This is a genomic window from Streptomyces sp. NPDC002144, assembly GCF_053593695.1.
The window spans coordinates 1-22,811 of record NZ_JBSFDB010000085.1; the positions used below are offsets into that span (position 1 = coordinate 1).

At 68.7% G+C, this 22,811-nt stretch carries 16 protein-coding genes and 4 pseudogenes; 9 read left to right on the plus strand and 11 right to left on the minus strand.

Annotated features, from left to right (window positions below; all coding sequences use genetic code 11):
* Positions 1–83: 83 nt before the first annotated feature.
* Positions 84–341, minus strand: a pseudogene (locus ACWCQ1_RS48600) (transposase); the annotation flags it as partial.
* Between the two features lie 170 nt (positions 342–511).
* Here ACWCQ1_RS48600 and ACWCQ1_RS48605 point away from each other — a divergent pair.
* A complete protein-coding gene (locus tag ACWCQ1_RS48605) occupies positions 512–2,002 on the plus strand; it encodes an ISL3 family transposase (protein WP_451029671.1) in 1,491 nt (496 codons plus the stop codon).
* A gap of 16 nt (positions 2,003–2,018) precedes the next feature.
* On the opposite strand, the gene ACWCQ1_RS48610 is transcribed toward ACWCQ1_RS48605, so the two are convergent.
* The 6 genes from ACWCQ1_RS48610 to ACWCQ1_RS48635 form a co-directional block, all read right to left on the minus strand.
* Positions 2,019–2,210 carry a putative PEP-binding protein gene (locus ACWCQ1_RS48610; protein ID WP_451029658.1) on the minus strand — a complete coding sequence of 64 codons (192 nt, stop codon included), beginning with the start codon at positions 2,208–2,210 and terminating at the stop codon, positions 2,019–2,021.
* Between the two features lie 106 nt (positions 2,211–2,316).
* On the minus strand, positions 2,317–3,066 hold the full coding sequence (gene pflA, locus ACWCQ1_RS48615; RefSeq protein WP_451029659.1) for a pyruvate formate-lyase-activating protein: 750 nt from the start codon (positions 3,064–3,066) through the stop codon (positions 2,317–2,319).
* Complete coding sequence (gene pflB / locus ACWCQ1_RS48620) at positions 3,063–5,324, minus strand: formate C-acetyltransferase (RefSeq protein ID WP_451029660.1); 2,262 nt, start codon at positions 5,322–5,324, stop codon at positions 3,063–3,065. Before pflB ends, pflA begins: the two co-directional genes overlap by 4 nt.
* A 200-nt stretch (positions 5,325–5,524) precedes the next feature.
* On the minus strand, positions 5,525–6,751 hold the full coding sequence (locus ACWCQ1_RS48625; protein WP_451029672.1) for an IS110 family transposase: 1,227 nt from the start codon (positions 6,749–6,751) through the stop codon (positions 5,525–5,527).
* Positions 6,752–6,985: 234 nt separating this feature from the next.
* Positions 6,986–7,303, minus strand: coding sequence for a pyridoxamine 5'-phosphate oxidase family protein (locus tag ACWCQ1_RS48630; protein WP_451029673.1), 318 nt, complete (start codon positions 7,301–7,303; stop codon positions 6,986–6,988).
* Positions 7,304–8,236: 933 nt separating this feature from the next.
* Positions 8,237–8,515, minus strand: a complete 279-nt coding sequence (locus ACWCQ1_RS48635; RefSeq protein WP_451029661.1) for an Atu4866 domain-containing protein — start codon at positions 8,513–8,515, stop codon at positions 8,237–8,239.
* A gap of 332 nt (positions 8,516–8,847) precedes the next feature.
* Here ACWCQ1_RS48635 and ACWCQ1_RS48640 point away from each other — a divergent pair, with 332 nt between their 5' ends.
* A complete protein-coding gene (locus ACWCQ1_RS48640; protein WP_451029662.1) occupies positions 8,848–9,597 on the plus strand; it encodes an Atu4866 domain-containing protein in 750 nt (249 codons plus the stop codon).
* A gap of 699 nt (positions 9,598–10,296) precedes the next feature.
* On the opposite strand, the gene ACWCQ1_RS48645 is transcribed toward ACWCQ1_RS48640, so the two are convergent.
* Both ACWCQ1_RS48645 and ACWCQ1_RS48650 read right to left on the minus strand, forming a co-directional pair.
* Complete coding sequence (locus tag ACWCQ1_RS48645) at positions 10,297–10,593, minus strand: hypothetical protein (protein ID WP_451029663.1); 297 nt, start codon at positions 10,591–10,593, stop codon at positions 10,297–10,299.
* Entirely contained in the window at positions 10,590–10,787 is a 198-nt protein-coding gene (locus ACWCQ1_RS48650; RefSeq protein WP_451029664.1) for a toxin-antitoxin system HicB family antitoxin, read from the minus strand. Before ACWCQ1_RS48650 ends, ACWCQ1_RS48645 begins: the two co-directional genes overlap by 4 nt.
* A gap of 433 nt (positions 10,788–11,220) precedes the next feature.
* On the opposite strand from ACWCQ1_RS48650, the gene ACWCQ1_RS48655 reads away from it, so the two are divergent.
* The 3 genes from ACWCQ1_RS48655 to ACWCQ1_RS48665 all read left to right on the plus strand — a co-directional run bounded on the left by ACWCQ1_RS48655 (position 11,221) and on the right by ACWCQ1_RS48665 (position 13,464).
* Positions 11,221–11,475: a hypothetical protein gene (locus ACWCQ1_RS48655; protein ID WP_451029665.1), complete on the plus strand. Its 255-nt coding sequence runs from the start codon at positions 11,221–11,223 to the stop codon at positions 11,473–11,475.
* Positions 11,476–11,756: 281 nt separating this feature from the next.
* Positions 11,757–12,872, plus strand: a complete 1,116-nt coding sequence (locus ACWCQ1_RS48660) for an alpha/beta hydrolase (protein ID WP_451029666.1) — start codon at positions 11,757–11,759, stop codon at positions 12,870–12,872.
* Positions 12,873–13,203: 331 nt separating this feature from the next.
* Entirely contained in the window at positions 13,204–13,464 is a 261-nt protein-coding gene (locus ACWCQ1_RS48665; RefSeq protein WP_451029667.1) for a hypothetical protein, read from the plus strand.
* Between the two features lie 642 nt (positions 13,465–14,106).
* On the opposite strand, the gene ACWCQ1_RS48670 is transcribed toward ACWCQ1_RS48665, so the two are convergent.
* Complete coding sequence (locus ACWCQ1_RS48670; protein ID WP_451029668.1) at positions 14,107–16,317, minus strand: MMPL family transporter; 2,211 nt, start codon at positions 16,315–16,317, stop codon at positions 14,107–14,109.
* 253 nt (positions 16,318–16,570) lie between these two features.
* On the opposite strand from ACWCQ1_RS48670, the gene ACWCQ1_RS48675 reads away from it, so the two are divergent.
* The 4 genes and pseudogenes from ACWCQ1_RS48675 to ACWCQ1_RS48690 all read left to right on the plus strand — a co-directional run.
* Positions 16,571–17,767 (plus strand): sensor histidine kinase, encoded by a 1,197-nt coding sequence (locus ACWCQ1_RS48675; RefSeq protein ID WP_451029669.1) that lies wholly within the window; start codon positions 16,571–16,573, stop codon positions 17,765–17,767.
* Between the two features lie 90 nt (positions 17,768–17,857).
* Entirely contained in the window at positions 17,858–18,538 is a 681-nt protein-coding gene (locus tag ACWCQ1_RS48680) for a response regulator (protein ID WP_451029670.1), read from the plus strand.
* Positions 18,539–18,894: 356 nt separating this feature from the next.
* A pseudogene (locus ACWCQ1_RS48685) lies at positions 18,895–19,664 on the plus strand (MBL fold metallo-hydrolase); the annotation flags it as partial.
* A 21-nt stretch (positions 19,665–19,685) separates the two neighbouring features.
* A pseudogene (locus ACWCQ1_RS48690) lies at positions 19,686–20,753 on the plus strand (carboxylesterase/lipase family protein); the annotation flags it as partial.
* Between the two features lie 650 nt (positions 20,754–21,403).
* On the opposite strand, the pseudogene ACWCQ1_RS48695 reads toward ACWCQ1_RS48690, so the two are convergent.
* Positions 21,404–22,492: pseudogene (locus tag ACWCQ1_RS48695) on the minus strand (ISL3 family transposase); the annotation flags it as partial.
* Between the last annotated feature and the right edge of the window lie 319 nt (positions 22,493–22,811).

Here is a 22,811-nt window from a genome sequence, read left to right on the forward strand (position 1 = left end):
TGGGGGCCTCGAAGGCAACGCGTCTGCATAGGTCCTCTCCCGCTGGCGCGGTGACCGGCGGGCGTCTCCCGCCACCAAGGAGTGTGCACGGATGAGGTCTGCACGACGGCCTGGGGCCAGACGGTGCTGACCGCGTCGGGCAGGGCACTCAGCCCGTCGCAGACCAGCATGAGCACGTCGCGGACGCCTCGATTCTTGATCTCGGTCAGGACGGTCTGCCAGTACTTGGCGCCCTCGCCGCCGTTCCCGGCCCACAGGCCGAGGATCTCGCGGTAGCCGTCCGCGGTGACCGCGACGGCCACGTAGATCGGCCGGTTGGCGACGTGACCATCCCTGATCTTGGTTCTGTCGACGATCTTGTGATCCGGACGGTTGAACGGGACGTGCTGACTGTTCGCGATCATGCATCGCGTGCTCTCGTGATGTGCTCTTGGAGCTGTTTCCGTACCTGTCCCCGCTGCTGATCGAGGAGGTCGAACGACGGCCGGAAAAGGTGGTGTTGAGGACGCGGGTGCGGGCGACGACTGGGGCCTGTCGGTGCGGCCAGAGGTCGGCTCGGGTGCACGGTCGGTACGTACGGAGGTTGCGCGATGTCGCCGTTGGCGGGCTCGGCGTGGTGATCGAGTTGTGCGTACGCCGATTCCGCTGCGAGAACCCTGACTGCACAGCGGTGACGTTCGCCGAACAGATCGCGGGGCTGACCACCCCGCACAGTCGCTATAGCCCGCTGCTGCGTGGGGTGTTAACGCGGATCGGGCTGGCGCTGGCCGGCAGGGCAGGAGTCCGACTCGCGGCCGCGGCCGGTATCACCGTGGGCAAGGATACGCTGCTGCGGCTGGTCAGAGCCCTGCCCGACCCGGAGGTCGGCGAGGTGGAGGTACTCGGTGTCGATGACTTCGCCTTCCGTAAAGGCCGCCACTACGGCACTGTGCTCATCGACATGGCCACCCACCGTCCACTGCATCTCTACGACGGACGTGAGGGAGAGGACCTGGCTGCCTGGCTCCGCGGGCACCCTGAGGTGAAGGTCATCTGCCGTGACCGTTCCGGCGGATACGCGGAAGGTGCACGGGTCGGGGCACCGCAGGCAGAGCAGGTCGCTGATCGCTATCACCTGTGGGCCAACCTCGGGCAGGCGGTCGAGAAGTCGGTGAACTCCCATCGTTCCCGCCTGACCGAACCAGTTCCCGGAACTGACGGTAGCTCCGATGCCCTGGAGGCGGAGCCCGAGGAGGTTCAGCCATCGACGGAGCTGAAGATCGTGACTCGATTGCGTGAGCAGCATGCTGCCGCCCACGAACTGTGGGAGAAGGGTATGTCCAAGGCGGCGATCGGCCGGAAACTCGGGCTGCACCAGGCCACCGTCCGCAAGCTGGTCAACGCCCGCTCGGCGGACGAAGTCGTCGCCAAGAGCCTGCAACGGGCGCATATCGTCGATCCGTACGTCGGCCACCTGCACCGGCGCTGGAACGAAGGTGTCAGAAACGCCGCCCAGCTCTACCGCGAGATCCAACAACTGGGCTATCCCGGTGGAGAGTTGGCCGTCCAGCGTCATCTGCGGCGGTACCGAACCGGGCGCGGACATGCACCCATCCCCGGCCCCAAGCCGCCATCGGTCCGCGAAGTCACCTCCCGGATCATGACCCACCCCGAGCACCTCCGGGACGAGGACGCCGACAAACTCCACCGCCTACGCAAACGGGATCCCGAGCTCGACCGGCTCACCCTCCATGTCAGGAAGTTCGCCGCGATGATGACCGGACGCCACGGCGACCGCCTCGAAGACTGGATCACCAACGCCGAGCGAGACACGCTGACCCCGCTCGCGGGCTTCGCCCGCAACCTTCGCCGCGACTTCGACGCCGTCCGCAACGGACTGTCCCTTCCCCACAGTTCCGGCTCCGTCGAAGGCAACATCAACCGGCTAAAGATGCTGAAACGCCAGATGTTCGGCAGGGCCAACCTCGATCTCCTACGCAAACGCGTCCTACTCGCACGGTGAGTCTGAACTGTCCGGATCACAAGATCGTCGACAGAACCGAGAAGAAGGACGCCTCGGCGTCGTCGCGGGACAGCCCCCAGGTCGTCTGGGTGAGGTCATTGGTGCCGAAGGAGAAGAAGTCGGCGGCTACGGCGGCAGCCAAACTCTCTGGGGATCCGTCCAGGCCTGCGGTGATGGTGCGGGGCATCTCGGCCTCCCTCAAAGTCACGAATTCAGTGTCGAGGCCGGTTACGTGGGACAGGAGAGGCCTCAGGTCCCTGCGCGAAAGCCGTATGGCCCGCACGCGGGTGAACGTGCGACGGAGATCGGCCCACTCACAACGCCCGCAGCCCGTGCTCCCGGAACTGCTCGCGCACCCGTTCCGTCAGCTCCGGATCGGGCACGGGCGTGTCGCGCAGCGGGAAGTCGATGCCCAGGGCGTCGTACTTGTGGGCACCGAGTTTGTGGAAGGGCAGGACGTCCACCCGGTCCACGTTGCTCAGCCCGGCCAGGAAGGCGCCGAGTCCGTCCACGGCGGACGGGTCGTCGGTCCAGCCGGGGACGAGGACGTAACGGATGTACACGGTGACGCCCAGCCGGTCCAGGCGGGCGACGAAGCCGAGGCTAGGGGCCAGACGGGCACCAGTGAGCCTGCTGTAGGTGGGGGCGTCGAACGACTTGATGTCCAGCAGCACCAGGTCGGTGTCAGCGAGCAGTTCGTCGGAGGCACGCTCCCCCAGGAAGCCTGAGGTGTCCAGCGCCACATGCAGCCCAGCCTCCTTGCACCGGCGCAGGACGGCGCCGGTGAACGCCGGCTGGAGCAACGGCTCGCCACCGGTGAGCGTCACCCCTCCCCCGGCTGTGGTCAGGAAACCCCGGTACTTCTCGATCCCCCCCATGACCTCGTCCACCGAGGTCTCTCGCCCGTCGCGCATGTGCCAGGTGTCGGGGTTGGCGCAGTACAGGCAGCGTAGCGGGCAGCCGCTGACGAACAGGACGAACCGGGTCCCGGGACCGTCCACGCCGGTGGACAGGTCCCAGGAGTGCACCCGGCCGGTCACTGCCGGCGCCGTGGTGGCGTTCACAGCGACCCGTGGAAGGTGCGGCTGATCACGTCGAGTTGCTGCTCACGCGTGAGCCGGACGAAGTTGACCGCGTAGCCGGAGACCCGGATCGTCAACTCTGGGTACTTTTCCGGGTGTTCCATGGCGTCCTCGAGCGTCGCCCGGTTCAGCACATTGACGTTCATGTGGAAGCCACCGAAGGTCATGTACCCGTCCAGGATGCCGACCAGGTTGCCGGCACGCTCTGTGGGGTTGTGGCCGAGCCCCTCGGGTGTGACGGTCGTGGTCAGGGAAATGCCGTCGCGGGCCGCTTCGTACGGCAGCTTCGCCACCGACAGGGCCGACGCGACGACCCCGTGCCGGTCCCGGCCGTTCATCGGGTTTGCGCCGGGCGCGAAGGGCTGTCCGGCACGCCGCCCGTCGGGGGTGTTTCCGGTGTGCTTGCCGTAGACCACGTTCGAGGTGATGGTGAGGACCGACTGGGTGTGCTCGGCGCCACGGTAGGTGGGGTACTGGCGCACCTTCGCCATGAAGGACTCCACCAGGTCCACGGCGATGCCGTCGGCGCGGTCGTCGTTGCTGCCGTACGCCGGGAAGTCGCCCTCGGTGCGGAAATCGACGGCGAGTCCGGTGGCGTCCCGGAACACCTTCACCCGTGCGTACTTCACTGCGGACAGGCTGTCCGCGGCCACCGACAGACCGGCGATCCCGCAGGCCATGAACCGGTGCACGGGGTAGTCGTGCAGCGCCATCTCCAGACGCTCGTAGGCGTACTTGTCGTGCATGTAGTGGATGACGTTGAGGGCGTTGACGTACGTCCGGGCCAGCCAGTCCAGGACGTGGTCGTAGGCCCCGATCAGTTCCTCGTAGTCCAGGTACTCACCGGTCAGCGGGGGCGCGGCGGGCGCGACCTGTTCGCCAGACATCTCGTCGCGGCCGCCGTTGACCGCGTAGAGCAGGGCCTTGGCTAGATTGACCCGTGCGCCGAAGAACTGCATCTGCTTGCCGACCGCCATGGCGGAGACGCAGCAGGCGATCGCGGTGTCGTCCCCGGTGCGCGGGCGCAGCAGGTCGTCGGACTCGTACTGGACGGCGCTGGTGTCGATGGAGACCTGAGCGCAGAACTCCTTGAAGCCGTCGGGCAACCGGGGCGACCAGAGCACGGTCAGGTTGGGTTCGGGGGCGGAGCCGAGGTTGTAGAGGGTCTGCAGGAAGCGGAAGGAGGTGCGGGTGACCAGGGTCCGGCCGTCAGCGCCCATGCCGCCGATGGACTCCGTCACCCAGGTCGGGTCGCCGGAGAACAGGGCGTCGTACTCCGGGGTGCGCAGGAAGCGCACGATCCGCAGCTTGATCACGAAGTCGTCGATCAGCTCCTGGGCCCGCCTCTCATCGATGAGCCCCTCCGCCAGGTCCCGCTGCAGGTAGACGTCGAGGAAGGTGGAGGTGCGCCCCAGCGACATGGCCGCGCCGTTCTGCTCCTTCACCGCAGCCAGATAGCCGAGGTAGAGCCACTGCACGGCCTCCTGGGCGGTGGCGGCGGGGCGGGAGACGTCACAGCCGTACGACGCCGCCATCCGCGTCAGCTCGTCCAACGCCTTCATCTGTTCGGCGAGTTCCTCCCGGTCACGGATGACCTCGGTGGAGGACGCGCAGGCGTCGAGCAGGGCACGCTCGGCCTTCTTGGCCTGGATCAGGCGGTCGGTTCCGTACAGAGCGACGCGCCGGTAGTCGCCGATGATCCGGCCGCGTCCGTAGGCGTCGGGCAGTCCCGTGATGACGCCGGCCTTGCGTGCGGCGCGCATCTCCGGGGTGTAGGCGTCGAAGACGCCGTCGTTGTGGGTCTTGCGGTAGGTGCCGAAGACCTTGGTGACGAACGGGTCGGGCTCGTAGCCGTACGCTTCCAGGCCGTTCTCGACCATGCGCAGCCCGCCGTTGGGCATGATCGCGCGCTTCAGCGGTGCGTCGGTCTGCAGGCCGACGATCAGCTCACGGTCCCGGTCGATGTAGCCGGGGGCGTGAGAGGTGATCGTCGACGGGGTGGCGGTGTCCACGTCCAGGATGCCCCTGCGGCGCTCCTCTGGGAACAGGGCGCTGACCTTGTGCCAGACGGCGAGCGTGCGCTCGGTCGGACCGGTCAGGAACTCCGGGCCGCCTTCGTACGGCGTGTAGTTGGCCTGGATGAAGTCGCGTACGTCGATCCCCTCGCGCCAGCTCCGGCCGGCGAAGCCACGCCAGGCATCGGCGCGAGCGTCCACGTCGGGACGGGTTGCCACGGTCATCACTGCCTCCGCATCGTTCGCGACACCGCACACGGACCGTTCCACGCGCGGCTCCACCGACGATGCTCCTCACGCGCCTCTGGGCGGGGCAGGGCCTGCGGGAACCCGTCGCCACGCCGTCCGGCCCGCACCGTTGGGCCCTTCGGCCCAAGTCGCGGGCACGTGGTGCCCCGTGGTCAGACACCCCATGTCGTTTGAGGTCAAGCGGCATGGGGGTGCGCGTGGTGCGACCAGGCGGTCGCTTCGTCGTAGGGGGTGCGGGTTTTGAGGCATCCGTGGAGGATGCCGACGAGGCGGTTGCCGAGCTGGCGGAGGGCGGGGTTGTAGCCGGCCTCGCGGGCTCGCTGTTTGTCGTAGTAACGGCGGGCGCCGGGCGAGGCCCGCAGGGCGGCGAACGCCTGGCGCTGGAGGGCGTCGGCGAGCCGGTTGTTGCGGACGTAGCGGGCCTGGACGGTGTGGCTCTTGCCGGAGGCCCGGGTGACGGGGCTGGTGCCGGCGTAGTTCTTGCGGGCCTTCGCGGACGCGTAGCGGGTGGGGTCGTCTCCGAACTCGGCGAGCACCCGGGCGCCGGTGATCTCCGCGATGCCGGGCATCGAGAGGTAGATCTCAGCGTCCGGGTGCGCGAGAAAATGCGCCTTCACCTGCGCTTCCAGCGCGGCTATCTGCTCGTTCAACGCGATGATCAGCCGTGCATGGGCGATCGCGGTGGCCGCGTAGGCGGCGGTGACCGGCTCGGGCAGGCCGAGCCGCCGTTCGCGCAGGGCCGTCTGGATCGTGTTCGCCTTCGCCTCGCGGTGGTGACGGCGGTGGCGGGCCAGGACCGCGGTGATCTGGGTGCGCGTCAGTTTCGCCCCGGCCGCGGGGGTGGGCGCCTTGATCAGCAGTTCCAGGGCGTCCGTGCTGGTCAGCTCCAGGTCTGCGTAGGCGGACAACGCGGCGGGAAAGTACTCCCGCAGCGTGGTCCTCAACCGCTGGAAGGTACGGGTGCGTTCCCAGATCAGGGTCTGGTGGGCGCGGGCGACGACCTTCACGGCCTGGGCCTGGTCGCTGTCTCCGGCCACCGGCCGCAGCTGGTCACGGTCGATGCGGACCATGTCCGCGAGCGCGTGCGCGTCGCCCTTGTCGCTCTTGGCGCCGGAGGTGCCGTACCTCTCCTTGAACCGGGCGACCTGCCTCGGGTTGATCGCGTACACCTGGTAGCCGGAAGAGATCAGTGTCTGCACCCACGAGCCGCGATCGGTCTCGATCCCCACCACGACCTCGGCCGGGTCCAGGTCCTTGCCACCGTGCTTCGCGAGGAGCTCGTGCAGCTTCGCGATCCCCTCCACGCCCTCGGGCAGCCTCGCCACCGCGAGTTTCCGGCCCGCCTCGTCCTGGACCTCGACGTCATGATGGTCTTCGGCCCAGTCATCGCCGATCAGCAGCAAATCCGTCCTCCCGGTCAGGTACTTCGCTCCTTGCAGCCCGCGGAAGGCGGCGCGCGGCCTAATGGATCCAGTGCTCACGCCACCAGGGCGGGCACGCCACCCCATCAGCGGTCTGGCCTCCCGGCCGACCAGCAGGGGCACGGTCTGACCACAGAACTCGCAGTGGTTCCGGCGGGGAAAGTGCTCACCTGCTGGCGGCTACGGCACCGAGTCTCTCCGACCCGGCAAGTCCCATTAGGCGGAGAGGTGCACTCTGCACACGGTGCGGCCGCCGACGAGTTCACGCCCGGTGACCAGTTCAGACTCGATGCGCACGAAGACCTCCTCGGGCGAGGGAACCCAGGCGTGCGGGCCGACCCGCTCCAGGCCTGCCGCGTCGGCCGGATCTGTCACGATCTCGGCACGGCCGGTGACGACGCTCCAGCCGGAGTGCGTCTCCACGTCGGCCGCGTCCGCCTCGAAGGCGACGACCGCGCCGTCGACCGCGCGGGCCGGCTCCGAGGCGGACGCGGTGTGACGCACATGGTGGTGCCGCAGTCCCTTGGCCCGCATCGGGCGGATGCGGCCGAGGTGAGCGGAGCGCAAGGGACGCAGTCCGTGGCTGGATCCGCCGCTTCCGCGGGCGGTCCGAGGACGTTCACCGAGTTGACGTACACGACTCCCTGCACGTCGTAGTTGGTGCTCAGGGTGTCCGCGCACACCCCGATGCATGGGCGGCCGACCGTCTGACGGCGATCCTGGCAGGCCACGCCGCCCGCGAGGCCTGGGCAAGGGCCTGGAAGGGGCCCCTGGCCCACCGTGCGCCACGAGGCGCTTGATGACCGGGCGGGGGTGAAAGGACTCCACCACCGGACGGTCGCAGCAGTCCGGTTGAAGCTGAGGGCAGCCTGATCCGGGGGACGCCAGCGAGGATGGGAAGCAGCCCTGACAACGCCGGGACGTGCTGGCACTACCAGACGGTGCGGGTCCGGCAAGCGAGACGAGAAGGTGTACGCGAGGAACCAGTGGCATAGCTCCGTAAGCGACGAACCGGCTCCAACCTGGTGGATATGAGCCGGGATGCAGTGCGTGACCACTCTGGTGGTCAACTCCGAAGCCGCGTGGTGCCGTCGGCGGGGAGGCCACAATGAAGGACTGCGGCGTAGTCGTGGCGATGCTGACGGAGCCAGAGCTGGGCACCTCCCTCGTCGACCGGTAAGTGCGTCACCTGACCTCCCGCTCGTATGAGTGGATCGTGGAAGGTGACATTGCCGCCTGTCTCGATGAATTACCGCACCCTGCCTTGATGGACAGGGGGCGAAGACGCGTCGGAGACCAACGTGTTCTGGCCTTGGTGAACGCGTTCCTCAAGGCGGGCATCCTCGGCCGGGACAAGATCTTGAGGTCGACCGATGCCGGTACTCCGCAAGGATGGTTCGATCTTGCACGAGAAGGGTCCGCCAGGTTGCTGGCGGACCCTTCTCGGTCGTTCTGATCTGTTTGGCGTCACTGCCGGGCGCGCTCGTCTCCCTCGCGGTAGAGCACCAGATGCTCGTGGAAGAGAATACCCTCGCGGATGTCGCCGGTGGCGGTGAAGCCGAGGTCGTCGACGTAGGCGATGTGGTTGCCGGTGACGGTGTAGCGGCCGGTATAGGCGCTCTGACGGTTTCCGCGGGCCTCGTCGTAGCGGCCGTTCGGCAGCAGTTCCTGGCGGATGTATCCGTCCGCGGTCACCCACATCCCGACGTAGGGGTGAGGGTCGCGGGGCGTGTCGTTGCTGGCCATGGCTCCATGGTTGGTCCGGCAGCCGATGGCAACCAGGTCGCCGTCCCCCCAGGTGCGGGCTTCCTGGGGGCGGCGCACCCACGCTCGCGAGTGGAACGGCGCGGCGACATCAGGGTGCCGGCACAAGCGAGTCTCCCGGGCCCCTGTCACGAGCAGCGGGCCGACCATGGGTGCCGCTCACCTGGGGATACGGCGGCCTGGTTCCGATTCGCAGCGCGACGAACGTGATGGTCACGCAGCTGCCGTAGCTGCCGAGCGGCTGCCGCCCACCTGCACCGGCGCTCGCTTCGCACATCGGGCAGACCGATGAGCCGAACTCCCTGAGGAGCACCATGACCATCACTGACACCGTGAGCTGGAACCCGACGGCCCTCGACGAGATCGTCTCGAACGAGGAGGGGCGTCCCGTCCTGTTCACCAACGCCCGGATCGTGACGATGGACCCGCTGATCGGGACCATGACCGGCGCCGACCTCCTGTTCGTCGGCTCTCTGCTCGTGGGCGTCGGCCCGGGCATCATCACCGCGGCGGGCGACGACCACGCCATCGTCGTCGACTGCACGGGCACGACCATCGTCCCCGCCGTCGTGGACACCGTGGCGCTGGCCGGCGGACGCGGCCACCGCTCCGAGTACGTCGCGACGCTGACCCCGGGCAACACCACCGACTTCCTGGTGGTGCCCGACGAACTCGCCGCCGACGTACCGAGCGCGGTACCCACCCTCATGACCCGGCCGGAGCAGATCCGCGCGCTGATCGCGGCCGGCCGGCCCGTCCTGTGGGCCGGCACCGACGTCCCCGGCCGGGCCACCGCCCCCGAGACGGGCATCCCGGCCGCACCGGACCTGACCGGCAGCCCGCGGGTCGGCGTCTGGATCGACAGGAACGACTTCCTGCACCAGGAGCTCACCGCCGACGGCCGCTACGACGAGACCCGGGGCGGTCGCCCGCACGCCTACCAGGGCCGCTTCTGGATCGACGGCGACCGCATCGACTACCTCGACGACCTCGGCTTCTGGGCCTACGGAGAGTTCCAGGGCCACGAACTGCACCACGCGGGCTACGTCATGAAGCCGGGCTGACCCCTGCGCCCATCGGCGCCCCCCACAGTCCCCATCCTGGGTGCGCGACACCTGGGGAAACCATGGCCTGGTTGCCGTAGCGGGCGGGACCGAGGCTGGTATTCGAGCAGCCCCGGCCGCCCCCGGCGACCCACCCCTCCCAGCTCTCTCCCGCGGACGGGCCCTTCTTCCAGCCTGTCCGCCGTACGGAAAGCAGACCATTCTTGACTTCTCCCCCAGCTGAAGCAGGGAGATTCTTCCCTCGCAGGTCGAGCTTTCTGCTTCTCAGACAGCAGCTGCCCCGAATTTAACGGCAAGGGACGTGGGTACGCCCAGCAGTCCTACGCCAGCTCCACAGACCTGACATCCCGCCAGCCCGGCGGTAGGCCCGGCCAGCTTGGTTATCGCCGACCGGACGCCGCACAAACTACCACTTTCCTGCGGATGGTTGGCGGTTCACGCCGATCCGCCCTGACGGCGCATCGGCTTTCCCTGCCCTGCTCCGCAGGAGTCCGCTTCCTGCCCCGCCTGAAGGCGGGGGGTATCCACCGGAGGAATCCCGATGACGTTGATCGACTCCCCGGACCTCCACCGCTGCCACAAGGCGGCCTTCATCTCGTCCGACATCCCGGACCGCTCCAGTCTCACCATGTAAGCCGTCCTCAACCAGCACTGTTGCTTTCACCGGTTGAATCGGGGAACGTCCTCGGTCGGCGCCGGCTACAGGTCCTGGACGGCGCGCAGGGCCTGGTCCACCCGCGCCATGACCGCAGGGTCGACGAGGCCGAGGAGCTTCGCGCCCTCGAACCGGTTGACCCGCAACTGCACGATGTTGACAGCGACCGCCGTGCACGGGATCGGGTCACCGATCACCACCGACATGGCCGTGTCCGGGTACCGCCCGCTGTCGTGCAGCAAGATCCCGAGGAGGGCGCCATACGTCTCTTCCAGGCCGGTCAGGCTGATGATCAGGACGTTTCGGCCGTCGGCCAGAGTCCAGATTTCCCCACGGTTCACAGGGTGTCGCCCTCGCCCGCCAGGTCGTCGCCGAGGCCGAGCGCGGCAAGCCGTCGGCCGGCGTCGAGGGTGGCGGCGCGGCGCGCGGCGCGCACCACGTACGCGTTCACGCTCAGGCCGGCCTCGATGGCGGCCGCCTTAATCGCGGGAGCGAGGTCATCGGGGATGCGCAAGGTCATGGTGGTGACAGACATGGTTGCAGAGTAGCCACCGCTTGGCGGTGGCGTAAAGCGGTTGCTGCCGAGCGGCCGACGGGCCCGAGCCCGAAGGGGCACGACCTCCATGTGCATCGTGCCGCCGCCTCGGGACGGGCCCTGCTCGAGGCCGACCATCTGGTCCACCGGCTGGCCGAACCCTCTTCCTGCCGCCCGCCACCCTCACCTGCACCCACCCGATCCGCACCCAGGAACGGCGCGGTACGGCCGTCTCCTTCGCGCTGGCCTGACACAGCAGCGGCCGAAGCAGCCTGGCGACGGCTGGTCGCCTTGGAACTGCCGCAGACGGGCGGGGCCCTGGGGGGAGCGTCGGCTCGGCCCCGTCCTGGCCGCCGACGGCCGCCGACTCCATGCGCTGGCTGGCGCGGAGCACACGGACCGGCTCGGCGGACGCGCCGTCCTCTACCCGGGCGTGGACCGGCTCACCGGTACGGTGACCGTAGCCGACCTGCTCGCCTGGACCGCCATCGACCGCCTCACCATCATCGGAGCGGCGACGCCGCAGGGCGCCGAGCCGGACCCCGCCACGCCGGTGCTCACCCGCGATCACGTGCAACCCGAGTGGCGTTCCCGCCAACTCACCCTCACCCTCGTCCCGGCAGCGGGCGGCCCTCTCGCACCGTTCGGGGTACCCAACCCCACGCCCTGCCGCGCCGACCACACGTGATGCCGCCGCCCCTCGCGGTCCGGTGGCCGGTCAGCGGCTCGACTACACGCCGAGTGCCGGCGGCGCGAGCGCCAACTCGCCCTCCGACGAAGCCTCGAAGCCGACGGGCGTAGTGATGGGCCTGTCCTTGCTGCGGGTGGGTCTGGGGCTGTGATCCGCGCCGGATCATGCGGCGGGAGTTCTTGACGGGGCCTCCGCCATCCCATGCTGTTGCTGACGTCTTCCTCACATCTGTTGCCTAGGGTCCCTCTGGTCACGTTCACAGGACGGAGGGGCTGGTCATGTTCCAGGTGTTACGGGTGCGGCTCGGCGTCATCGGATTGGCGCTCGCGGCCCTCGTCGCCGCCCTGCTGACGGCCGTTCCCGGCGCGCGGGCGCAGTCGGCCGACGCGGTCGCGGTGGTGGAGTACAACCTGGGCGACGAGGCGTTCAGCGACCCGCCGGACTGGGACGGCGTATCCGAGATCCGGGCGGTGGTCCACTACCCGCTCAAGTCAGCGGGCCGCCTGCCGGTGGTCGTCCTGCTGCACGGGCAGCAGCTGTCCTGCTACTCCGCCGACGAGGCTGACTGGGGAAACTGGCCGTGTCCGGTGGGGGTGGCTGCGTATCCCAGTTACCGGGGCTACGACTACCTGGCCCAGGCGCTCGCCCGGGACGGTTACGTGGTGGTGTCACCGAGCGCGGATGGCGTCAACTTCTACATGGGCGTCGCACCGCAGCGCGCCCATCTCATCGACCGGCATCTTGAGTTGCTCCAGCAGCTGAACACGACCGGAGGCGGCCCGCTCGCCGGCCACTTCACCGATCCGCGTACCGGCAAGCCCGCGCGCGTCGACTTCAAGGACCGGCTCGACCTGACCCGCGTGGGCACGATGGGCCACTCGGTCGGCGGGGAGGGCGTCATGTACCAGGCCGCCGACGCCCACCGCGGCGAGCTGCCGGCCGGCGTCCGCATCCGCGGCGTGGTCGCCCTCGCCTCGCCGGGGCCCAGCGGCTTCTACGACACGCTGGTGACCAGGACACCCCTCGCCGTCATCTCGGCAGGGTGCTGGTCGATGGGCGGAGAGACCTACTTCGAGGATGCCCGCGGACGGGCCGGCGCCCGCGGCTTCCGCCTGCGGGTGACGAAGGGCAACCACAACTACTACAACACCGAGTGGACCAAGGGACCGGGTCCTACCGACGGCGACGACACGACATGCCCGGACACACCTGGCCGGCCGACCGCCGAGCAGCAACAGAGCCTCGCGGTCACCTACCTGCGCGCGTTCTATGCCTACACGTTGAAGAACGACAGGTCGGGGCTGCCGATCCTGACCGGCGCGAGGACGTTCCCGGGCATCGACACCCAGGCCGACAGCTATCACGGCACCGGCTCGGCCCACCGCAAGCGCTGACCACACGTGAGGCGGGCGCCCACACCGCGGCCACCCGCCTAACGTTCGATCCACCGCGGAACGGTCGGTCCGGTAGGTCTTCGAACGTCCCGGGCGACCCCAGGACACCTGGTGAGCAGAACGAGCCCATGTGGCCCCGGTTGCGGGAGCTTCTCCTCGCCAAGCTGCGTGGTGCGTACGCCGGTGCACCGCGGAGGCCAAGTACCTTGTACGGCTCAGGCGTCAGCTCTTCCGATCGCCGCGTGGCGGGTGAGGCAACCTTGGCGCACGCCATGGCGGTCTTCCACTGCGACAGCCGTGAACAGACGGCCCGAAGCTGAAAGAGGTCCGCATGAGAAGCGAACCCGATCTGTACCTGATGGTTCCAGACGACTTCAACGATTCCCACGCGGATTCACAAGTGCACGCCATGGCCAGGAAGATGTTCTTCGGTTCGGTCATGGCGGAACCCTTCGAGAAGGCCGCTCGGTGGATCGCGGAGAACGATGTCCGATTGAGCGATACCGCCTGGGAAAACGCCCCCGCCGACGAGGAGTTCCCGTACGTGTTGAGCGTGTACTTCACCTTCGAGGACGACCGCAAAGAAGGCTGATCACAGGTCACATGCGTCATGGGTGTCTCGGCTCGCGCGCATGTTCCTGACGCGGTGATGAGCTGAACGCAGCGCCCGCGATGAGGGGCCAGTGATGTTCCCTTGCCCCTCGTCGGCCTCGGACGAGGCGGAGTGGAACGCCGCGCCAGCGCGGTCGCTGCGCGGCGATCCTCGCCAGCGCCCAGTACTGGCCACTCCAGCCGCACACGGATCCAGGGACCTCAGTCAACTCGTACCAGGCCTGCAGCGGGACCCCTTGGACACCAGGGCCTGCCGTGTCACGAGGTCATCGTGGACCTGGTAGACGAGCTTCGGCACCCGGACACTGCCGGCCGCGCCGGTCTCGACCGGGGACATCTCGTCGAGTCCGAAGCCGGTGCGGAGTCTGATCAGCCGGTCCAGTTCCTCTATCCGCTCGGCCGGGATGCAGCGCCGCTTCCGCCGGGGCCTCTCCGGTTACGGTCCCGGGCGGCCATGGTGATGTGCGCCCCTTCTGCGGCCCACCCGGTCGCAGTAGCCACCAGCCGAGCGGCGCCGCGAGCACGAGGAAGTGTTCGGCACGGTCAGCGACCCGTTGAGCCGACCCCACAGGTCTGAGATCTGCTGCCGACTGCTGTGCGCCGCTCTCATCCGCGGATCGGGTCAGTGCCGGGTGTTGAGTTCGGTCGCGGGTTCTGGCCGCGCGCCGGCCGCTGGGGACTTGGCCAACCGTTCGCCTTCTATGTCGACGATGGGCAGGACACGGTCGATCCACGCGGGCAGGAACCACGCCCGGCGGCCGAGGAGAGTCAGGACCGCCGGCACGATGGTCATGCGGACGATGAAGGCGTCGAGGGCGACGGCGACCGCGAGACCGAGTCCGAGCGCCGCGATGACGGAGTCGGTGGAGCTCATGAAGCCCGCGAACACGCAGATCATGATGATGGCCGCGGCTGTGATGACCTTGGCGCTGTACTCGAAGCCCGTGACGACGGCCTGACGCGGATCGACTCCGTGGACGTACGCCTCACGGATGCGGCTGACCAGGAAGACCTGGTAGTCCATGGCCAGGCCGAAGACGATGCCGACGGTGAGGATGGGCATCAGGCTCATGATCGGCCCGGGCTGTTCGACGCCGAACAGGTCCTTCAGCCACCCCCACTGGAAGACAGCCACCACGGCGCCGAGCGAGGCCAGGACGGACAGCAAAAAGCCAAGTGCCGCCTTCAACGGTACGAGCAGGGAGCGGAAGACGAGGATCAGGACCAGGAAGGCCAGTCCGACGACGACCAGGATGTAGGGCATCAGTGCGGCGCTGAACTTGTCGGAGACATCGATGTTCAGCGCGGCGGTGCCGGTGACCATGCTCTGGGCGCCGATGGAGTGCGCCGTGGCCGTCGCCAGGGAACGGATGGCGGCGACGAGATCCTTGGTCGCGTCGTCGGACGGCGCGCTGCCGGGAATGACGGTGATGATGGCCGTGTCACCGGAAGGGTTGAACACGGCGGGGGTCGCCACGGCCACATCGTCCAGTTCGCGGATTTTCGCGCCCATGGTGGCGGCGGCTGTTTTGGCGGTGACCGCGGCTTGGTCGGTGACGACCACGGTCAGGGGGCCGTTGAAGCCCTCCCCGAAGGACTGCGCGAGCATGTCGTATGCCTTGCGCTGGGTAGTGGACGGCGGCTTGGAGCCGTCGTCGGGCAGTCCGAGCTCCAGGCCGGCGACCGGAAGCGCCATCATGATCAGTGCTGCCACGGCGGGGACGAGAACTCCAACCGGTCGGCGCACCACTGCCATAACCCACCGGCGGCCGAACCGCGCCTTGGCCTCACGGCTGTCGCGGCCCTCCGCGCGGTCGCGGGAGCGTCCGCGGACGCGTTCGGGAGCGAAGGCGAGCAGGGCGGGGACCAGCGTGACGGCGACGAGGACGGCGACGCCGACGGCTCCGGCGGCGGCGATGCCCATGGCGGTCAGCACCGGGAGGTTGACCACAGCCAGGCCGACGAGGGCGATCATGACGGTGATGCCGGCGAAGACGACGGCCGACCCGGCGGTGCCGTTCGCCCGGCCTGCTGCCTCGCGGGCGTCGTGGCCTGCTGCACGTTCGGAGCGGTAGCGGGAGACGATGAACAGCGCGTAGTCGATCCCGACCGCGATGCCCAGCATCGAGGCGAGTGCCGACGTGCTGCTGTTCAGATCGAAGACCGAACCCAGCGCCGTGATCGCGGAGAGGCTGATGCCCACCCCGGTCACGGCCGTCAGCAGCGGAAGACCTGCGGCGATCAATGAGCCGAGGGTGATGAGGAGGATGACCGCCGCCAGAGCGAAACCGATGGCCTCGGCCGATGCGCCCTGCTCCTCCGTGGCGACCGCGTTACCGGAGGCTTCGACCGTCAGCCCGGTCTTCCTGCCCTCGCTCAGAGCGTCGTCGAATCGCCCGTGGTCACGATCGGTGAGCTTCGCGGCCGTGATCCGGTAGGTGACCGCGGAGTAGGCGGTCGTACCGTCCTTGCTGATGGTTCCGCTCTTGAAGGGGTCACTAACGGTACTGACCTCAGAAGAGGAGGCCGCCAGGTTCTTCAGGGTCACGGCCACCGAGGCATGGTTCCCCTTACTCATGATCTTTTCCCCCTGCGGGGCCCGCAGCACCACGCGGGCGGTGGCGCCGCTCGCGTTGGCCGCGGGGAATTTGTCGCCCAGCAGGTCGTTCGCGCGTTGTGACTCGGTACCAGGCACGGTGATGGCGGACGTCGAACCGCTGGTGGTCTGCGCGGCGGCGGCGCCTACAGCGGCAAAGACGATGCCCCAGCAGAGAAGCACCAGCCAGCGCCGGTTGAAAGCGGTCCGACCGATCCAATACAAGAAGGTGGCCATGAGGGTGTAGAAGACTTTCTACTGATGCGATTTGGGAGGGGAAGTTGGAACAGGGAAGCGCTGCACGCCACTTCCTAGGACGGCGCGCTGGTCACAGGCCGGTCCTTGATGAACCTCGCCGAGCGCCCGCGATCACCACATCATCGGTACGGCGCACGGGGCGGCACGTCAGCCCTACGTACCACGTGGGGGCGCGGCTGTCGGCCGTTCGGCCGACAGCCGCGCCCCCACCCGCCCTCCTACGCTGAGCATCGTGGACCGACATCCTCTGCTCACTCCGCACGTCAGACGGCTGATCACCCTCAGCGGCCTGCTCGCGTGCGCTCTTACCTGGCTGGCGGACATCGCCGTGGTCAGGAGCGCTTCCATGACGTTCGGAACCGCCTGGCTGCCCGTCGTGGCCACCGGCCCCCTAATCGCCCTGGCGGTGGCCGAGACCCGCTGGTCGCCGTCGCTGGGCAAGTCCGTCGCCGCCGCGGTGTCACCATCCTTGGCGCTGACCGCTTGGAGCCTGATCGCGCAGAGCACCATGGCGTGGTGGGGAGCACTGGAGACATTGGGCCTGTTGTGCATGGCCCTGCGCGCCACAGCCCAATCCGGCCGGTCGGCCGCCGCAGTGGCGGAAACCGTCCTGATCAGTGTGACCGTGCTTCTGCTGCCCCTGCGAGCCGGGTCGTGGCAAGCGTTCACCAGCGGCGGCTATGTGCTGACGGTCGCGCTCGCCATCTTCATCACGCTCGGCTACACCATCCGAGCCCTGCAGACGCAGAGAGAGCGCACAGCCCGCGAGGTCCGCTACGGGGAGCGCCTCGCTCTGGCCCGCGATCTGCACGACCTCATCGCCCATCACGTGACCGGCATCATCGTGCAGGCCAACGCCGCCTTGTCCATCCAGTCCGCCGCACCAGACAAGATCGACCCCATCCTGCGCAACATCGCCCAGGCCGGTGCCGAGACCCTGGAATCCACGCGCCGTCTGGTCCACGTCCTGCGCGAGGAAAGCAACACACCGTTGCGGCCCGGCGACTTGCTCGTCGCTCTGGGTGAACTCGTCTCCGCCCACTGCGCCGCCGCATCGCCTGGCTCCGGACCTGACGAACCCGAGACGGCACACCTCAAAGCCACAGCGGCAGCGCGGGGGGCCCGACTGCGCCCCGAAGCGGAGACCTCCGTGCGCCGCGTGGTCCAGGAAGCCCTGACCAACGTACGCCGCCACGCACCGGACGCGCACACCGTCGTCCGCCTGGACGCCGACACCGCGCGACTGCGCGTGACCGTCACCAACACTCCACCGCACCCCAGGGCGCTCACGCCGGCCGGGGACCGGGGCGGCTTCGGCCTGCTCGGGCTCCAAGAGCGCATCGAAGCCCTCGACGGCACCCTGCGCGCCGGGCCGCTGCCCGACGGCGGCTGGGAAGTGTCCGCCGCCCTCCCCCTCGGACCGTCATGACCCCGGGCTCAGCCCTGCCGGAGCCGGGCTTTGACGAAGCAACCTTGTCCATTTCGACGAAGCTCAGCCCTGTGATGATCGGAACGGTCAGTGCACGAACCCCGGATTGACGTTGTCATCGCCGACGACCAGGAACTGGTGCGGATGGGATTCAGCCTGATCCTTGGTGTGCAGCCGGGAATCACGGTGGTCGGTGAGGCGGCAGACGGTGTGGAGTGCATCGAACTCGCGCGTCGTCTGCGTCCCCGGGTCGTGCTGGTCGACATTCGTATGCCGAGGCTGGACGGGCTGGAGGTCGTGCGGCAGCTGGCCGGTCCCGGCGTGGCCGATCCGATGAACGTCGTCGTGATCACCACATTCGACCAGGACGACTACGTGCGAACCGCACTGCGCAACGGCGCATGCGGTTTCCTCCTCAAGGACGCCTCTCCCGCCCTTCTGGTGGAGGCGGTCCAAGCGGCGGCGCGGGGGGACGCCCTCGTCTCCCCTGCGGTTACCGTGCGGCTGCTGCGGAGGTTGGAAGCGACGGAACGCGGGATGACGCAGACGACCGCGGCCTCCGATGACGTCAGCCTCAGCGAACGGGAGCGGGACATCGTCCGGCTGGTGGCCGTGGGGCGTACGAACCAGGAGATCGGCGATGAGTTGTTCCTGTCGCTGTCGACGGTGAAGACGTACCTGGCACGCATCCAGGCCAAGCTCAACGCCCGCAACCGGGTCGAGATAGCGGCCTGGGCGTGGGAACACGGAGCAGCCCGCGGGAGCCGATGAGACAGCCGGCGGCATCATGCAGACTGCCGTGGGTACGACGACGTCACGATCGCCCGTGCGTCCGGGCCGTCCGACTCCCTTCCGCGCTGCCTTCGCCTGGCCGGCAACGAGGCCCGCACCCGCTCCCTCCTCCGTTGTCGGCCCGCAGGTGGTGGACGTGCCGCTGAACAAGCCCGGTGACGGTGTCGGTCCAGGCCGCGCCGAAGGACGCCGGCATCAAGAGCGCGATCCTGCAGGCCGACGCCCCGCGGACACCGGGCGTCGACAAGCAGATTCCGGCGACCGTCGTGGCCTGCACACGGAAGAAAGCACACCTTCACCGCCTCGGAGCCAGTACTGAGCAAAGGCTGCATGTCGTGGATTCCGAGACCAACATTGTGAATTCGGCGATCCAGACCTGGCTGCTGCGCAGCGAGGGCAAGACGATCCTGGTCCAGACCGGCGTGGGCAACCACAAGGACCGTCCCTACGCCCCGTCTGGAACCGCCTCGAAACGGACTTCCTGGCCAACCTCTCCCGGGCCGGTGTCCAGCCGGAGGACGTGGACATCGTGATCAACACGCATCTCCACATCGACCACGTCGGCTGGAACACCTACCTGGACGGGCGGCAGTGGGTGCCGACGTTCCCCAACGCCACCTACCTGATGCCGCAGGACAACTTCGACTTCTGGAACCCCGAGAACGGCCACCAGCCGCTGCTCGGCCGCGGCAACCAGAACGTCTTCGAGGACAGCGTGGCCCCGGTGCACCAGGCCGGCCAGACGCAGCTGTGGGAGAACAGCCACCAGATCGACGCGAACCTGCGCCTGGACGCCGCTCCCGGGCCCACCCCCGGCTCCTCCGTGCTCACTCTCACCTCCGGCACGGACCGTGCGGTGTTCGTCGGCGACATGCTGCACAGCCCGGTGCAGATCCTGGAGCCGGACGCCAACAGCTGCTTCTGCGAGAACCCCGCCGAAGCCCGTGCCACCCGCCGCAAGGTGCTGGGCTGGGCGGCCGACAACAGCGCGCTCGTGATCCCGGCGCACCTGGGCGGGCACGGCGCCACCGAAGTCGTACGCGAGGGAAGCACCTTCGCCGTGAAGGGCTGGGCGCCCTTCGCCCCGTACACCGAGCAGGGCTGAAGCCCGCGGAAGGCACCAGCTATGAACCACCACCCCCAACCCGTGGTGACCACCGCGCAGGGAGCCGTGCGCGGTCTGCGCCAGGAGGACGGCACCGCCGCTTTCCTGAACATCCCCTATGCCGCCCCGCCCCTGGGCGCCGGCCGGTTCGCGCCGCCCGAGCCGCACGAGCCGTGGGACGGCGTACGGGACGCCACCGTCCCCGGCCCCAACGCGCCGCAGTCCGAGCGCACGCTCGGCAGCATCGACATGGCCCCCTACTTCGGCACCGGCTGGAGCCGTGGTGAGGACTACCTGACCGTCAACGTCTGGACGCCCGCCGTCGCGCAGAGCGGCCTGCCGGTCATGGTGTTCGTGCACGGCGGCGGCTTCGTCGCCGGATCGACGCGGTCCGCGATGTACGACGGTTCCGCCTTCGCCCGCGACGGCGTCGTCCTCGTCACGCTCAACTACCGGCTCGGCATCGCCGGGTTCCTGGACCTGCCCGGCGCCCCGGCCAACCGCGGTCTGCTCGATGTCGTCGCCGCGCTGCGCTGGGTGAGGGAGAACATCGCCGGGTTCGGCGGTGACCCGGACAACGTGACGCTCTTCGGCCAGTCGGCCGGGGCCACCGTCGTCGGCGGCGTCCTCGCCACCGCGGAGGCCGCGGGCCTGTTCCGCCGGGCGATCGTGCAGAGCGGCAGCGGACTGGGCGCGTTCAGCACCGAGCAGGCCGCCCGCGTCACCGCCGCGGCCGCCGAGGTCCTGGGCGTCGAGCCGCACGTGGACGCCTTCGCGGAGATCTCCGACGAGCGTCTGGTGGAGGCCGCGTCCACGCTCGCGGGCATCGACCTGCAGACCGCCACCCACGGCGACCCGCTGATCGGCCTGAGCCCCTTCAGCCTGGTCCTGGACACCCAGCCCGCCGAAGCCGTCGCCGCCGGCCTCGCCGACGACGTCGACCTGCTCATCGGCACCAACACCGAAGAGGGCAACCTCTACCTGGTCCCGGTGGGCAAGTACGCCACCTCGACCGCAACCGATGTCGACGAGGCGGCGGCGCGCTCGCACCCGGATCCGGCGCGGCTCGTCGAGACCTACCGCACGTCACTGCGCCGGCGGATCGGCAGCACGCCGGTGCGGGCGTTGTTCGAGGTGCTCGCCGGGTTGCTGGCCCGGCCGACGACGCCAGGAGTGTGTTTCGGTTCGTACCGGATGGTGTCGTTCGACGGCTGCAGTTCGCTGAGGGTTCCCGATTCCGAGCGGAACCGGGCCTGGCTGGGCAGGACGTCGCATCATGGCTACCCGACGCTGGAGTTGATGACGCTGGTCGAGACCGGCACCCGGGCTCTGGTCGGTGCGGTGTTCGGCCCCACCGCCGAGGGTGAGACGAGCTACGCGGGCCGGCTGCTGCATCTGCTGCGGCCGGACATGCTGGTGCTGTGGGACAAGGGATTCGACAGCAATGCCTTCCTCGCGCAGGTCACCGGCGCCCAGGTCCTGGGCCGGCTCCGCAGCAACCGGCGCACGCCGGTCCTCACGCGCCTCGCTGACGGCTCCTATCTGTCGGTGATCGGCACCGTGAAAGTGCGGATCATCGATGCACAGATCGCCGTGACCTGCGCGGACGGCACATCCTTCACCGGGTCCTACCGACTGGTCACGCCCCTGACCGACGCCCGCCGTCACCCCGCCACCGCGCTGGTGGGCCTCTATCACCAGCGGCCCTGTCTCGCTTTCGGGGGTGACGGAGCGTGCGGCTATCCGAGGAGGATGCGGTGGCGTAGCAGGGTGAAGCCTGCTCGTCCGTGCATCTGGCGTGCGATCCGCTTGGTCTTGGTGTTGACGCCTTCGGTGGGGCCATTGCTGTAGGGAAGTGTGAGGGCGGCGTTGACGGCGTCGCGGTCTCGTTCCAGACCTCGGGTGAAGGCATGGAGGTGGGGCAGGTCGGTGCCGCGGACCTGGACGATCCAGCGTGAGAGTGCGTCGGCGTTGTCGGCGTGCGGTGCAAGGAGCGGGGTGAAGTCGCGGATGCCTGCGGCCAGTTGGGTCATCTCGGGGCAGGCGGCGGTGAGCTTGGCCAGGAGCTCGTGTTGCTCGGCTGTGAGGTTCTCGGGCCTGGTCAGCAGCATTCGGGCGAGCCTGCGCGGGGAGATGTGGCTGCGGTCGGCGTCCGCGCGGCCCTGGTTGATGTACTTGTGCAGGAGGTTGAGGCAGCCGGTGAAGCCGAGGGCTTTGATCTCGTCGAAGAGGTGCTGGACGGGGACGCCGGGATCCTCGGTCCGGCGTTTGCGCAGGTGCTCGCGGTAGGGGTCGACGAGGCTGGCGCGGTACTTGGGGACGCGGAGCATCCGCTCGGGCCGGTCGGCGCGGGCATAGCGTTTGACGGTGTTCAGGGCCCGTTGAAGGCGGCGGGCGCATTCGAGCAGGCCGACGCCCTTCTCGAGCAGGTCGTGGACCTGGTGCCAGCGTTCCAGGGTGGTCTGGGCGCGGGGTCCGTCGTAGATAGGCGCGTCCAGTACGGTGGCCCAGCAGGTGCTGTGCGCCTTGACCTCGCTCAGAGCGGCTTCGCACAGGTTGTGCCACAGATGCCACCGATCACCGACTTGCGTCGCACGGGGCAGGGCGCGGCGGATGGCCTCGGCGTAGGTCGCCGAGCCATCCCGGCACACGATCTCGATGTCCGGATGCTCGCGCAGCCACGCTTCCAGGGTGTCGGCCGTGCGGTCGGGCAGCACATCGATCCGCTCGTGGGTCTCGGCATCGATGATCACGGTGGCGTAGCGGTGACGCCGGCGCAGCGCGAAGTCGTCGACGCCGATCACGCGGGGCGCTCGCCCGGTGGGCAGCGGGCGGTACATAGTCGAGGGCGGAGTGGAGCCGTTCCTCGTTGTACCAGGTGACTCACTGGAAGATCGCCCGCTCGACCTGCTCGAAGCCGGTCCGGGGGCTTGCATCTCGATCAGTTCCGCCTTGAAGGTGCCGTTCAGCGCCTCGGCCTTCGCGTTGTCATACGCCAGGTCACCGTCCCGGTCACGCCGGGTGATCACCCAGCGCAACCATCACGTTGCTGAGAAGCCGTATCTCAACCGAACATCATCGCTTGATTTCTGCTGGTCTGGCATGGTCTAGCTCGGAATGAGGGAGGCATGCGGCGTCTTGTTTCGG

Coding starts and splice junctions, on each gene's coding strand:
- pflB (WP_451029660.1), bottom strand. CDS start 5,324: ATGACCGTGGCAACCCGTCCCGACGTGGACGCTCGCGCCGATGCCTGG.
- ACWCQ1_RS48630 (WP_451029673.1), bottom strand. CDS start 7,303: ATGCGGGCCAAGGGACTGCGGCACCACCATGTGCGTCACACCGCGTCC.
- ACWCQ1_RS48635 (WP_451029661.1), bottom strand. CDS start 8,515: ATGGCCAGCAACGACACGCCCCGCGACCCTCACCCCTACGTCGGGATG.
- ACWCQ1_RS48640 (WP_451029662.1), top strand. CDS start 8,848: ATGACCATCACTGACACCGTGAGCTGGAACCCGACGGCCCTCGACGAG.
- ACWCQ1_RS48650 (WP_451029664.1), bottom strand. CDS start 10,787: ATGTCTGTCACCACCATGACCTTGCGCATCCCCGATGACCTCGCTCCC.
- ACWCQ1_RS48660 (WP_451029666.1), top strand. CDS start 11,757: ATGTTCCAGGTGTTACGGGTGCGGCTCGGCGTCATCGGATTGGCGCTC.
- ACWCQ1_RS48665 (WP_451029667.1), top strand. CDS start 13,204: ATGAGAAGCGAACCCGATCTGTACCTGATGGTTCCAGACGACTTCAAC.
- ACWCQ1_RS48670 (WP_451029668.1), bottom strand. CDS start 16,317: ATGGCCACCTTCTTGTATTGGATCGGTCGGACCGCTTTCAACCGGCGC.